Annotated in this window: 13 protein-coding genes; 5 read left to right on the top strand and 8 right to left on the bottom strand. The window is 55.0% G+C overall.

What is annotated here, in order from left to right:
* Window positions 1-84: 84 nt before the first annotated feature.
* The 5 genes from uppS to rpsB form a co-directional block, all read right to left on the bottom strand.
* Entirely contained in the window at window positions 85-843 is a 759-nt protein-coding gene (uppS, locus tag NNL38_RS03020) for an undecaprenyl pyrophosphate synthase (RefSeq protein WP_255389585.1), read from the bottom strand.
* Window positions 844-928: 85 nt separating this feature from the next.
* Entirely contained in the window at window positions 929-1,486 is a 558-nt protein-coding gene (gene frr / locus NNL38_RS03015) for a ribosome recycling factor (RefSeq protein WP_255389584.1), read from the bottom strand.
* Between the two features lie 87 nt (window positions 1,487-1,573).
* On the bottom strand, window positions 1,574-2,302 hold the full coding sequence (pyrH, locus tag NNL38_RS03010; protein WP_255389583.1) for a UMP kinase: 729 nt from the start codon (window positions 2,300-2,302) through the stop codon (window positions 1,574-1,576).
* Between the two features lie 94 nt (window positions 2,303-2,396).
* Window positions 2,397-3,242 carry a translation elongation factor Ts gene (gene tsf / locus NNL38_RS03005; RefSeq protein WP_255389582.1) on the bottom strand — a complete coding sequence of 282 codons (846 nt, stop codon included), beginning with the start codon at window positions 3,240-3,242 and terminating at the stop codon, window positions 2,397-2,399.
* A gap of 113 nt (window positions 3,243-3,355) precedes the next feature.
* Window positions 3,356-4,084 (bottom strand): 30S ribosomal protein S2, encoded by a 729-nt coding sequence (gene rpsB, locus NNL38_RS03000; protein ID WP_255389581.1) that lies wholly within the window; start codon window positions 4,082-4,084, stop codon window positions 3,356-3,358.
* Window positions 4,085-4,409: 325 nt separating this feature from the next.
* Between rpsB and map the strand changes: the two genes are divergently transcribed.
* The 3 genes from map (at window position 4,410) to NNL38_RS02985 (ending at window position 8,510) form a co-directional block, all read left to right on the top strand.
* The gene (gene map, locus NNL38_RS02995; RefSeq protein WP_255389580.1) at window positions 4,410-5,237 is read left to right on the top strand and encodes a type I methionyl aminopeptidase; all 828 of its coding nucleotides are present in this window, start codon (window positions 4,410-4,412) and stop codon (window positions 5,235-5,237) included.
* A 111-nt stretch (window positions 5,238-5,348) separates the two neighbouring features.
* Window positions 5,349-7,973, top strand: a complete 2,625-nt coding sequence (glnD, locus tag NNL38_RS02990) for a bifunctional uridylyltransferase/uridylyl-removing protein GlnD (protein ID WP_255389579.1) — start codon at window positions 5,349-5,351, stop codon at window positions 7,971-7,973.
* 156 nt (window positions 7,974-8,129) lie between these two features.
* Window positions 8,130-8,510 carry a DUF3461 family protein gene (locus NNL38_RS02985; RefSeq protein WP_255389578.1) on the top strand — a complete coding sequence of 127 codons (381 nt, stop codon included), beginning with the start codon at window positions 8,130-8,132 and terminating at the stop codon, window positions 8,508-8,510.
* Between the two features lie 91 nt (window positions 8,511-8,601).
* On the opposite strand, the gene NNL38_RS02980 is transcribed toward NNL38_RS02985, so the two are convergent.
* The 3 genes from NNL38_RS02980 to NNL38_RS02970 all read right to left on the bottom strand — a co-directional run bounded on the left by NNL38_RS02980 (window position 8,602) and on the right by NNL38_RS02970 (window position 10,301).
* Complete coding sequence (locus NNL38_RS02980; protein ID WP_255389577.1) at window positions 8,602-9,081, bottom strand: flavodoxin; 480 nt, start codon at window positions 9,079-9,081, stop codon at window positions 8,602-8,604.
* A gap of 93 nt (window positions 9,082-9,174) precedes the next feature.
* Window positions 9,175-9,960 (bottom strand): tRNA pseudouridine(65) synthase TruC, encoded by a 786-nt coding sequence (gene truC, locus NNL38_RS02975; RefSeq protein WP_255390545.1) that lies wholly within the window; start codon window positions 9,958-9,960, stop codon window positions 9,175-9,177.
* A 17-nt stretch (window positions 9,961-9,977) separates the two neighbouring features.
* Window positions 9,978-10,301, bottom strand: coding sequence for a YqcC family protein (locus NNL38_RS02970; RefSeq protein ID WP_255389576.1), 324 nt, complete (start codon window positions 10,299-10,301; stop codon window positions 9,978-9,980).
* 162 nt (window positions 10,302-10,463) lie between these two features.
* Between NNL38_RS02970 and NNL38_RS02965 the strand changes: the two genes are divergently transcribed.
* Together NNL38_RS02965 and NNL38_RS02960 are read left to right on the top strand one after the other, a co-directional pair.
* A complete protein-coding gene (locus tag NNL38_RS02965) occupies window positions 10,464-11,513 on the top strand; it encodes a DUF3549 family protein (protein WP_255389575.1) in 1,050 nt (349 codons plus the stop codon).
* Window positions 11,514-11,549: 36 nt separating this feature from the next.
* Entirely contained in the window at window positions 11,550-11,852 is a 303-nt protein-coding gene (locus NNL38_RS02960) for a DUF3301 domain-containing protein (RefSeq protein ID WP_255389574.1), read from the top strand.
* Window positions 11,853-12,147 lie beyond the last annotated feature (295 nt).

Below are 12,147 nucleotides of genomic sequence, written 5' to 3'. Positions count from 1 at the left end.
GTGGCAGCGAATCACAAGGCACGCACTGCGCGCAGTTGTGCCTTGGTTTCAGCCACCTTGATGATACGGATAATATCGTTGTGGCTATGACTCTAATAAAGCCTGTATCTGTTCACCGGTACAACCGAACCGTCGTTCGCGGTTGACATACCAGGCAATCGCGTCGGCCAGGCTCTGCTCATCGAAGTCCGGCCAATGTTGTTCGGTAAAATACAGCTCAGCGTAGGCCATCTGCCAGAGCATGAAGTTGCTGATCCGACGTTCGCCACTGGTTCGGATCAGTAAATCGACATCCGGTTGACCTGCTGTCGACAAAGCCTGAGCCAACGTGGTTTCCGTAATGGCCTCCACCGGCATCGCCTGATCAGCAACGTGCTGAGCCAGCTGCCGGGCGGCCTGCAAAATATCCCATTGGCCACCGTAGTTCGCCGCGACATTCAGGACCAGGCCCGTATTGTCGGCTGTCAGCGCTTGTGCTTCTGCGATTTTCTTTTGCAGGCGCGCACTAAAGCGGGTGGTATCACCTATGATGCACAGGCGAATATTGTTTTTGTGCAGGCGTTTGACTTCGCGGCCAAGCACCGTCATGAAGAGCTCCATCAGCAGCGAGACTTCTTCTTCCGGGCGGCGCCAGTTTTCACTGCTGAAGGCAAACAGGGTGATCACTTCGATCCCTAGCCGGCTGGCAGCCGACACGGTTTTTCGCACTGCTTCCACACCGGCCTTGTGACCAAATACCCGGGCTTTTCCCTTCGATTTCGCCCAGCGGCCGTTGCCATCCATAATCACAGCAATATGCTTGGGCAGCTTATCAGCAGAAAGTGTTATTTCGGGTTCTGCCATAGAGCTTCCTCAACAAAAAAAGCGCTGTGCTGCACGCACAGCGCCTTAACCTCTCTTCGCAAATGGGTACAAGACGACGGTGGTCTTATACTTCCATCAGCTCTTTTTCTTTCGCTTCCAGCACTGCGTCGATGTCTTTCACCGCAGCATCCGTCAGCTTCTGAATGTCGTCCTGAGCGCGACGATCATCATCTTCAGAGATTTCTTTATCTTTCAGCAACGCTTTCACATCTGCATTGGCGTCACGGCGGATGTTACGCACGGCAACACGACCTTGCTCGGCTTCGGCACGCACAATCTTCACCAGATCACGACGACGCTCTTCTGTCAGCGGTGGCAGCGGCACGCGGATCACCGTACCGGCAGACATTGGGTTCAGACCCAGATCAGACATCATGATGGCTTTTTCAACTTTCTGCGTCAGCTCTTTGTCGAACACAGTGATAGCCAGTGTACGGGCATCTTCTGCAACAACGTTGGCAACCTGGCGCAGCGGCGTGTTTGAACCATAGTATTCAACCTGAATACCGTCCAGCAGGCTTGGGTGCGCACGACCGGTGCGAACTTTGCTCAGTTGGTTTTTCAGCGCTTCAACGCTTTTGCCCATGCGCTCTTTGGCGTCTTGTTTAATTTCATCAATCACGGTTTTATACCCTTAATGATTCGGCGAATACGGGAGCAGGCGTCGCTCCCGGTCTGAAAAAGTGATCAGAACCTACTCGTCGGCAGCTTAGTCGTTATTGATTAGGGTGCCTTCTTGCTCACCCATCACCACGCGGCGCAGTGCACCCGGCTTGTTCATGTTGAAAACACGAATTGGCATACCGTGGTCACGTGCCAGCGTAAATGCAGCTAAGTCCATAACTTTCAGTTCTTTGTCCAGAACGTCATTGTAGCTTAGCTTATCATAAAGAACAGCTTCTGGGTTCTTCACTGGGTCATCTGTGAACACACCGTCAACTTTTGTCGCTTTCAGCACCACATCGGCTTCAATTTCAATCCCGCGCAGGCACGCTGCTGAGTCCGTGGTAAAGAACGGGTTACCGGTACCGGCAGAGAAAATTACCACGCGCCCCTGACGCAGCTGGCTGATCGCATCAGCCCAGTTGTAGCTGTCACAGACACCGTTCAGCGGAATTGCTGACATCAACTTGGCGTTCACATAGGCACGGTGCAGCGCATCGCGCATAGCCAGGCCATTCATCACGGTCGCCAGCATGCCCATGTGGTCGCCCACAACTCGGTTCATCCCTGCTTCAGCCAGGCCTGCACCACGGAACAGGTTACCACCACCGATAACCAGGCCAACTTGTACACCCAGTTCAATCAATTCTTTGATTTCTTGCGCCATACGGTCAAGAACATGTGCGTCAATACCAAAACCTTCATCGCCCTGCAGCGCTTCACCGCTCAGCTTAAGCAAAATTCGTTGATAAGTCGGTTTAGGATTCGTGGTCATTAATGTTACCTTCCAGGCTTATTTTGAGATAGGGAGTTGTAAAAAGACCGCAGCCAAGGCCACGGTCTTCTGTAATAAGCAAATTCGCTAAGGATTAACCTTTTTGCGCCAGTGCAACTTCTTCTGCGAAGCTCAGGCCTTCTGCTTTCTCGATGCCTTCGCCGACTTCCAGACGTACAAAGCTAGAGATAGTTGCGCCTTTCTCTTTCAGGTAGTCGCCAACAGACTTCTTCGGCTCCATGATGAATGGCTGGCCAGTCAGAGAGATTTCGCCGGTGAATTTCTTCATACGGCCGATAACCATCTTCTCTGCGATTTCAGCAGGCTTGCCTTCATTCATCGCGATCTCAACCTGAACCTGACGCTCTTTCTCAACTACGTCAGCAGGTACGTCTTCTGGGTTCACGAACTCAGGCTTAGACGCAGCAACGTGCATTGCGATGTGCTTCAGAGTTTCTGCGTCGCCGTTACCCGCAACAACAACACCGATGCGGTCGCCGTGACGGTAAGAAGCAACGTTCTCACCTTCGATGTAATCAACGCGACGGATAGAGATGTTCTCACCGATCTTAGCAACCAGAGCAACACGCTTCTCTTCGAATTGTGCTTGCAGCGCTGCAACGTCAGATTTGTTCGCCAGAGCAGCTTCTGCGACTTCGTCTGCAAATGCCAGGAAGTTGCCGTCTTTCGCCACGAAGTCAGTTTGGCAGTTCACTTCCAGAAGTGCAGCTACACCTTCGCCTGCTTTGATGATGATTGCGCCTTCAGCAGCGACGTTACCGGCTTTTTTAGCAGCTTTCGCAGCACCGCTCTTACGCATGTTTTCGATCGCCAGCTCGATGTCAGCGTTCGCTTCAACAAGCGCTTTTTTACATTCCATCATGCCTGCGCCAGTACGCTCACGCAGTTCTTTAACTAGGGCAGCTGTAACTGTTGCCATTGTTATATCCTCAGTTTTGAATACTTGGTGTAAAAATCAGGGGCCTAGATCGGCCCCTGGTAACCATTCTTAGTTTACACAAGGTAACTTAAGATGCTCAAAGGAGCCGGCTATTACTCAGCTTCTACGAAACCGTCTTGCTCAGCTTGAGCAACGATGTCTTGGTTACGCGCTTCAGTCACAGTTTGAGCAACCGCACCAGTGTAAAGCTGGATAGCACGGATTGCGTCATCGTTACCTGGAACAACGAAGTCAACACCATCTGGGTTAGAGTTCGTATCTACAACTGCAAATACTGGGATACCCAGGTTGTTCGCTTCTTTAATCGCAATGTGCTCGTGATCAGCATCGATAACGAACATCGCGTCTGGCAGACCACCCATGTTCTTGATACCGCCCAGAGATTTTTCCAGCTTCTCCATTTCACGCGTACGCATCAGCGCTTCTTTCTTGGTCAGCTTGTCGAAAGTACCGTCTGTAGACTGAACTTCCAGATCTTTCAGGCGTTTGATTGACTGGCGAACAGTTTTCCAGTTTGTCAGCATACCGCCCAACCAGCGGTTGTTTACGTAGTACTGGTCACAGCTGATTGCAGCTTCTTTGATAGATTCGCTGGCTGCACGCTTTGTACCAACAAACAGAACTTTACCTTTACGGGCAGAGATCTTGTTCAGCTCAGCCAGAGCGTCGTTGAACATTGGTACAGTTTTCTCAAGGTTGATGATATGCACCTTGTTACGAGCACCGAAGATGAACGGCTTCATCTTAGGGTTCCAGTAACGAGTTTGGTGACCAAAGTGAACACCAGCCTTCAGCATGTCGCGCATTGATACAGTTGCCATTGAATATTCCTCTATGGGGTTAGGCGTCCACATACCCCATTCTACCGACCCATATCGCCTGCCAGACTGGCAAACGGACAGCCATTTGGCTGATGAGCACCCCGGAGAACGTGTCGATATGTGTGAGTGATTAAAAATATAAAGTTAGTGAAATTAGCCGATGGGTCGAAACACACATCAGACAATTCCGGCGCGCTTTATACCATATTTTGCCAGCAAAAATCTAGCCTAATTATAGTTGAGGCCGATAAACTTGGTTTCCATCCCGGCCCCTCACTGTTACCATGTAAACAACAGCAACAGTCCATCATGTAGAGAAGATTGAATGAGCATCAAGATCAAAACGGCTGAAGAAATCGAGAAAATGCGGGTCGCCGGCCGTTTGGCTGCCGATGTGCTGGAAATGATTGAGCCGCACGTCAAACCGGGCGTCACCACCGAAGCGCTGGACCGCATCTGCCACGAGTACATTACCAAAGAGCAAGGCGCAATTCCGGCACCGCTGAACTACCACGGCTTCCCAAAATCGATCTGCACCTCGATCAACCATGTCGTATGTCACGGCATTCCGGCCGAGCAGGACGAACCGGTGAACGGCAAATACAATAAACCGGCTGTATTAAAAGACGGTGACATCATCAACATTGATATCACGGTGATCAAAGACGGCTATCACGGCGATACCTCGAAGATGTTCGAGGTGGGTGAAGTGTCGCTGGAAGACAAGCGCCTGTGCCGCGTGGCTCAGGAAAGCCTGTACCTGGCGATGAAAAAAGTGAAGCCGGGCACTAAACTGGGTGAGATCGGCACCGCGATCCAGAAGTTTGTCAAAAACGGCAACAGCCGCTTCTCTATCGTCAAGGACTTCTGCGGCCACGGCATCGGCAACGAGTTCCACGAAGAGCCACAAGTGGTCCACTACAAAAACAACGACCGTACCGTGCTGAAAGCCGGAATGTGCTTCACCATCGAGCCGATGATCAATGCCGGTAAGTTTGGCTGCGACATCGATGAAAACGATGGCTGGACGGTCTATACGGTCGATGGCAAGAAATCCGCCCAGTGGGAACATACCCTGCTGGTGACCGACACCGGCTGCGAAGTGCTGACCCTGCGCAAGGAAGAGAGCATTCCGCGCATCATGCACAACTAATCACGTCAATTAAATCCACAAGCCGGCTCCCCGCCGGCTTTTTTACACCTTTCTATTTCCGCCTTTACCGTTATAGTAAGACCATTACTTCACCACATGGCACGGATTGCGATGACCGATACTTTCTCAGCCTCCCCCCAACTTGCCGCCACAGCCCTGACCCAGGAATCCCTGCGCCATGAGCTGGACCAGTTCGGCGCCCAGCAACAGCAGCTGTTTGCCGAACAGACCCCGGTAACTGTGCTGGTTGAAGCCCGGTCCGGCTTTATTGACAGCCTGCTGCAGCGCCTGTGGTTACACTTCGGCCTCAATACCCACCCCGAGCTGGCTCTGGTGGCCGTCGGCGGTTATGGCCGCGGCGAGCTGCACCCGCTGTCCGATGTCGATATTCTGCTGCTGAGCACGACCACCCTGGACGAGGCAACCGGGCGCACCGTCAGTGAGTTTCTCACTTTCTTGTGGGATCTGAAGCTGGAGGTCGGCCACAGCGTGCGTACGATCGATGACTGTATTGAGATTGGCCTGGCCGATCTGACCGTCGCCACCAACCTGCAGGAATCCCGCCTGTTATGCGGCAACGCGGAAACCTTCCAGTGCCTGGAAGAACGGGTCAACTCCGGCAAGTTCTGGCCCAGTGAAGCCTTTTACCAGGCCAAGCTGCAGGAGCAGCGCGAGCGCCACGCCCGCTACCACGACACCACCTACAACCTGGAGCCGGATATCAAATCCAGCCCCGGCGGCCTGCGCGACATTCACACCCTGAGCTGGGTGGCCCGCCGTCACTTCGGCGCCACCAGCCTGCTGGAGATGAGCCGCTTCGGCTTTCTGACCGATGCCGAATACCGCGAACTGGTCGAGTGCCAGGACTCGCTATGGCGGATCCGCTTTGCCCTCCATTGCGAGTTGCGCCGATATGACAACCGGCTGACGTTCGAACATCAGGCCTCTGTCGCCAAGCAACTGGGATACCAGGGCGAAGGCAACCGCCCGGTCGAGATGATGATGAAAGAGTTCTACCGCACCCTGCGGCGAGTCTCAGAGCTTAACAAAATGCTATTACAGCTGTTTGATCAAGCGATCCTCAACAACGGCCAGGTCACCGAGCCTATCCCGCTGGATGATGATTTCCAGCTGCGTGGCCACCTGATCGAGGCCACCAAGCCGGCCCTGTTCCAGGCCCGGCCGGAAACCATCCTGGATATGTGCCTGCATGTCGCCCGCAACAGTACTATCGAAGGTATTGCCGCCCCGACCCTGCGCCAGTTGCGCACGGCCCGGCGCCGGCTCAACCGGTTCCTGGTCGATATTCCGGCGGCCAGGGAAAAGTTCATGGATCTGGTACGCGAGCCCAATGCCCTGCAGCGCGCCTTCCACCTGATGCACCGCCACGGTGTCCTGTCGGCCTACCTGCCGGCCTGGAGCCAGATTGTCGGCCAGATGCAGTTCGACCTGTTCCATGTCTACACTGTCGATGAGCACAGTGTCCGGCTATTGAAAAACCTCAACAAGTTCAGCGATCCGGCCAACCGCGAGCGCCATCCGATCTGCTGTGAGGTCTACCCGCGGATTGTCAAAAAAGAGCTGCTGATTTTAGCGGCCATCTTCCACGATATCGCCAAGGGCCGCGGCGGCGATCATTCCAAGCTCGGCGGCGAAGATGCCTACCAGTTTTGTCTTGAGCATGGACTGTCGAAGCCTGAGGCCAACCTGGTCAAATGGCTGGTCAACCAGCACCTGCTGATGTCGGTCACCGCTCAGCGCCGGGATATCTATGATCCGGATGTGGTGACCGAGTTTGCCAAAAAAGTCCGCGACGAAGAGCGGCTGGACTATCTGATCTGCCTCACTGTCGCCGACATCTGTGCCACCAACCAGGAACTGTGGAACAGCTGGAAAAGGACCCTGCTGGCCGAGCTGTATTACTCGACCCAGAAAGCGTTGCGCCGCGGGCTGGAAAACCCGCCGGATGTGCGCGAGCGGATCCGCCACAACCAGCAGATGGCCTCCGCGCTGCTGCGCAGCCAGGGCTTTGCCCCGCGTGAAATTGAAGTGCTGTGGCAACGGTTCAAGGCCGACTACTTCCTGCGCCACACCCACAAGCAGATTGCCTGGCATGCCGAAGCGATTCTGCGCCATGACGATCCGGACAAGCCCCTCATCCTGATCAGCAAGAAAGCGACCCGGGGCGGAACCGAGGTATTTGTCTACAGCAAGGACAAGACGAAGCTGTTTGCCCTGGTGGTCTCCGAGCTGGATAAAAAGAATCTCAGTGTCCATGATGCCCAGATCATGAACAGCAAGGACGGCTATGCCCTCGATACCTTTATGGTGTTGGATCACAACGGTGAGGCCCTGACGGCCAATCGGCACAGCACGGTGCGCCGGGCGTTGACCAAGGCCCTAACTCACATGAAGTCGGAGCGCAAGCGCAAGCGGCCGCCGCGCAAGCTGCTGCACTTTAACGTCAACACCCGGGTCGATTTCCTGCCGACCAAAAACGGCAAAAAAACCCTGATGGAGCTGGTTGCGCTGGATATGCCCGGCCTGCTTGCCCGGGTCGGCTCGGTGTTTGCCCGCCAGAAGATCAGCCTCCAGGCCGCAAAGATCACCACCATCGGTGAGCGGGCCGAAGACTTTTTCATTCTAGTCAATGAGGAAGGCACCCAACTCACCGACACCCAGCAGGCGCAACTACGCGAAGCCCTGATCACCCGCATCGACAAGGCGAAAAAATAACCCGCCGCCGGGCCTGTTCCTTCAGGTCCGGCCCGCCATTCCTGCTGCATTAACACCCACATCACAACATGACGTGTGGCTTCGAGACAGCGGGGCCGGTTATTGTTACATTGAATAAAATCCAAGCAGTCAAAGCAGTAGAGCAAAGAGGCACCTATGTATCCGCACCTCACCAGTATCGGTATTGAAAACCCTAAATCCATCGAACGCTACAGCCTGCGTCAGGAAGCGACCAACGATATTCTGAAGGTCTACTTTGCCAAGCAGAAAGGCGAGCTATTCGCCAAGAGCGTGAAATTCAAGTTTCCCCGCCAGCGTAAATCCGTCGTGGTGAACAGCGGCAGCCGCGAGTACAAGGAAATCACGGAAATTAACCGCAACCTGACGTTCATTATTGATGAGCTGGATCAGATCACCCAGCGCAAACACACCGAGGTCGACCTGAAGAAGAAGATTCTGAAAGACCTGCGTCATTTAGAGCAGGTGGTTACCCACAAAATTGCCGAGATTGAAGCGGATTTAGATAAGCTGAAGTGATCCCGGCCGGCTGCGTCAACGGGAGTTCCCACGGCGCAGCCTCACTATTTTTCCCCGCCCCCGGGGCCTCAACGAAAAATACATCCGCCAACTAGCTGAGTTGTTCAATCAAACCCTCAAGCCAGGGCATCGCCACTTCCATCGGGTCAAAGTGGATACAGGCATCGACGTCCAGCCGCTCAACCTGCGGCTTGGCCTGCAACTCCGTCAACAGGACCTCGAACTGTCGTCCGGCGCCACAGTAGCGTTCTTCGCCATAGCTGGAATCCCCCATGGCGATCACACCGAAGCGCAACTCCGGCATCAGCGGAAAGCGATCATTGAGCGCTGCGAACAACGGCAACAGGTTCTCCGGGATCTCGCCCTGCCCGGTGGTTGAGGTGATCACCAAAGCCACATCATGCTGGTATTCGAGAAAGTCTTCCAGTTTCGGCTCAAGGTACATCTGGGCGGCATGGCCCTTATCAATCAGCAGATCCACCGCCTCATGGGCCACCTCTTCCGCGCCGCCATATACGGTTCCTACAAATACACCGATTTTTGCCATCAACTCCAGCTCCGCGTTACTCATGTTGCCCCTACTGTGAAGGTTCATGCCAGCGGATGCAAATAAAATCCCGGGCAACACACAAAGCAGCCAGCAAAATCAACCCGCTATCACAGCTTAAACAACCGGATCAGAATGAACCTCCGAGCGCAGGCATGACTCCCCGGCCCCGCTGTGCATCAAGCGCTCCGGCCAGTGAAACGCAGTCATCACCCGCCCCCAGGCGGCATCGGTACCAGCCCGGATATCCAGCGCCGCCCCAGTCACCGGATGGGTTAACTGGAGCCGCGAAGCATGCAACATCAACCGGTGGCAGTCATAGTTCTGGCGGAAGCTGCGGTTATGCCGCCCATCGCCATGGTTCACATCACCGATAATATGGTGGCTGAGGTGGTGCATATGGCGGCGTAGCTGATGCTTCCGTCCGGTTTCCGGCTTCATTTCAACCAGGGTATACCGGCTGGTCGGGTAACGCCCGACAGCAATATCCGTCTGGACATGGGCCAGCGGCGCATACGCCGTCACCGCTTCCTGGGCTTCCTTATCCTGAGCCGCCTGCTTATCGGCAATTTTATCCAGCTCCTCTTTGAGCGGATAATCCAGCACAGCGGCTTCCTTAATCCAGCCCCGCACCACCGCATGATAGGTTTTCTTGATGTCGCGTCCGGCGAACTTGGGCATCATTTGTGCCGCCACTTCGCTCGACAAGGCAAACAGCAGCACCCCGGACGTCGGGCGGTCCAACCGGTGAAGCGGAAACACGTGCTGGCCGATCTGATCGCGCAGGGTTTGCATCACAAATTGCGTCTCGTGCCGATCCAGCCAGGAACGGTGCACGAGCATCCCGGCTGGTTTGTTGACCGCAACCAGGTCTGAGTCTTGATACAGGATTTCTAATTCCATCATGTTTTCGCTTTCGGTTATTCGCTGGCGCCAAACAGCGCGTCCAGCTGGCGGGTGACTGCCAGAACGGCTTCACAACCGGGATGCTCTTTGAGTGCTTCTTCGAGATAAGGGGAGATCGCAAACGGGCCCGGCAAAGGCGCCTGTGCGCTCACCAAGGCACACATCCGCGGCAGAAAAACCCACTGCAGCCACTGGCTGCCCGTCAGGGTATCGACGGCAAAGGGGGCCGTGCTGGCCAGTGCTGTCGGTGCAGGCGCTTCGCTTTCCCATAACCCGGCCTGACGCAAGGCCGTTTCAAGCGCCGTCAGCAAATCCCGGCATTGACGATATCTGTCCATCATTTCTCCCCGCAGTCCACATCAACCATTGCTAAAAGCGCGCAAGGATACCACTGAAATCCGTCTTCCGGTAGCACCGGCCGGTTCGAGAAAGTCATGGTCGGGCGAGCATCTTGGACGGACTTGGGGTTATAATCCGCACACCATTGAGGAGTAAACAATATGTCCATGGATAAATTTCATACCCTGACCCAGCTACTGGATAACGCCGGTTGCCAGTATAAAATTTTTGATCTCGGCCGCCGTGTCAGTGAAATCGATATCGACCACTTCAAAGCCGTCGAAGACAACCGCCAACCCTATCCATGGCCCTTGCAGCAACATGCGCACCTGTCGATCTCTTTCTGGCAGGAAAACAACCCGCCATGGATCTGGTTTTTGCGCCTGCCGCTCGATGAGCGCGGCCTGCTCAAACAAGCCGCGGTCGGCGATTTCATCAAGTATGTGATTGAGGCCATGGGCGCGACGCTCAACAGTACGCCGACAGAGGAAGAGCAGGAAAAACTGGCGGCCAACCCCTACACCTTTAAGCCCAAAGACGACAAGATGGCGATTTTTCACGCCCACTTGCGTCATCAGCTCGCGCTACCGGCCAGCCAGTACTATGAGCATGCTCAGCACTACCTGACCGGCGACTTGGGCTGGGCGCAGTGGCAGGGCGTCGGCCTGCAAGGACTGGCGGATGTCTGTGCCCGGATGAAGCAGGAAAACAACAGCACCCAGTTGCGAAAAGCCGTGGCCAATCTGCCGATGACTCCCTTCTATGCCCTGCTGGGTTGCCTGGAGCATTGTACGCTGCCGGACAGCCTGAGCCAGCGCCTGATGGAGCGCCTTCAGAGCGAAAGCGAGCAGCCAGAGCCGGATCTGTTCCTGATTGCAGCGCTAATCCGGGCCCTGTCGGGCGCCGAAACGACACAACTACAGCACCAACTCACCCGACTGCTGGCGACCCCGGCCCTGTGCCATCCTGAGATCCTGGTTGCAATTGCCGGGCGCTGCTGGCAAGGACTGACGGATCCTGACATCGCGCGTACTTTCTTGCTGCGCCTGGCACAAGCTGGCGATCAGACGCTATTCAATCAGCTATTTGCCGATTTGGTGATGCTACCGGCCCTGCGCGGCATGATGCTACAGATCCTGCACGGCCAGGCGGATCCGGCATTGGTTGAAGCCATTGCCCAGTTGCAGCAACACGCTCGCGGCCAAGCCTGAAGCCAGCCTGCCAAGGACGGAGGATAATGAAAACCGATGGATAATTTACTGGGGATTTTACTCTTGGCGCTGTTTGGTTACCTGTACTGGCAACAGCGCCGTCAAACCGAGTTTGCGCAACGATTTATTGAACAGCGCTGCGAGCACCTGGGCCTGCAACTACTCAGTATTGCCCGCGGAGCACACAAACTGAAAGATCAGCAGGGACGCTGGCATTGGCATACAGTGTATGTATTTGAGTTTTCGGTAAACGGGGCGGATGCCTATCAGGGCCATGTGGTGATGGAAGGTTTCCGGCCCAGCCAGTTTCAGGTCCCCCCACACCGGATGCCGGAATAGTTGTTGACCCTACGCGATGAATTTTACCGGGCCTGAAAAAAGAGCGGGCGCGACTTGCGTCGCGCCCTTAGGTCTTACATGCAGCATTCCCGCTACGAAAGTGCTCCCTGCATCATTCCGTTGATATGCTGTAATCCTTCAGCAGTATCCTTGTCTCTTCGTCCTGAAGATGTCCTTGGTCTCCTGACCCGTCAGTCCATCCTGTCCTGACTCTCTCGACCATCCTGGCGGTGTCCCTGGCTTCTTCCTGAAGCGGTCCTGATGTCTTCCTGACCAGCAAACGTCCTGCCTGCTG

Source organism: Photobacterium atrarenae, from assembly GCF_024380015.1.
In the GTDB taxonomy this organism is placed as follows: Bacteria; Pseudomonadota; Gammaproteobacteria; order Enterobacterales; family Vibrionaceae; genus Photobacterium; species Photobacterium atrarenae.
This window is presented reverse-complemented; position numbering and strand designations above follow the sequence as displayed.

Excerpts from the sequence above, each read along its gene's own strand:
- map (WP_255389580.1), top strand. The coding sequence starts at position 4,410 with ATGAGCATCAAGATCAAAACGGCTGAAGAAATCGAGAAAATGCGGGTC.
- tsf (WP_255389582.1), bottom strand. The coding sequence starts at position 3,242 with ATGGCAACAGTTACAGCTGCCCTAGTTAAAGAACTGCGTGAGCGTACT.
- NNL38_RS02970 (WP_255389576.1), bottom strand. The coding sequence starts at position 10,301 with ATGGACAGATATCGTCAATGCCGGGATTTGCTGACGGCGCTTGAAACG.
- NNL38_RS02960 (WP_255389574.1), top strand. The coding sequence starts at position 11,550 with ATGGATAATTTACTGGGGATTTTACTCTTGGCGCTGTTTGGTTACCTG.
- glnD (WP_255389579.1), top strand. The coding sequence starts at position 5,349 with ATGACCGATACTTTCTCAGCCTCCCCCCAACTTGCCGCCACAGCCCTG.
- truC (WP_255390545.1), bottom strand. The coding sequence starts at position 9,960 with ATGGAATTAGAAATCCTGTATCAAGACTCAGACCTGGTTGCGGTCAAC.
- NNL38_RS02965 (WP_255389575.1), top strand. The coding sequence starts at position 10,464 with ATGTCCATGGATAAATTTCATACCCTGACCCAGCTACTGGATAACGCC.
- uppS (WP_255389585.1), bottom strand. The coding sequence starts at position 843 with ATGGCAGAACCCGAAATAACACTTTCTGCTGATAAGCTGCCCAAGCAT.
- pyrH (WP_255389583.1), bottom strand. The coding sequence starts at position 2,302 with ATGACCACGAATCCTAAACCGACTTATCAACGAATTTTGCTTAAGCTG.
- rpsB (WP_255389581.1), bottom strand. The coding sequence starts at position 4,084 with ATGGCAACTGTATCAATGCGCGACATGCTGAAGGCTGGTGTTCACTTT.
- NNL38_RS02985 (WP_255389578.1), top strand. The coding sequence starts at position 8,130 with ATGTATCCGCACCTCACCAGTATCGGTATTGAAAACCCTAAATCCATC.
- NNL38_RS02980 (WP_255389577.1), bottom strand. The coding sequence starts at position 9,081 with ATGAGTAACGCGGAGCTGGAGTTGATGGCAAAAATCGGTGTATTTGTA.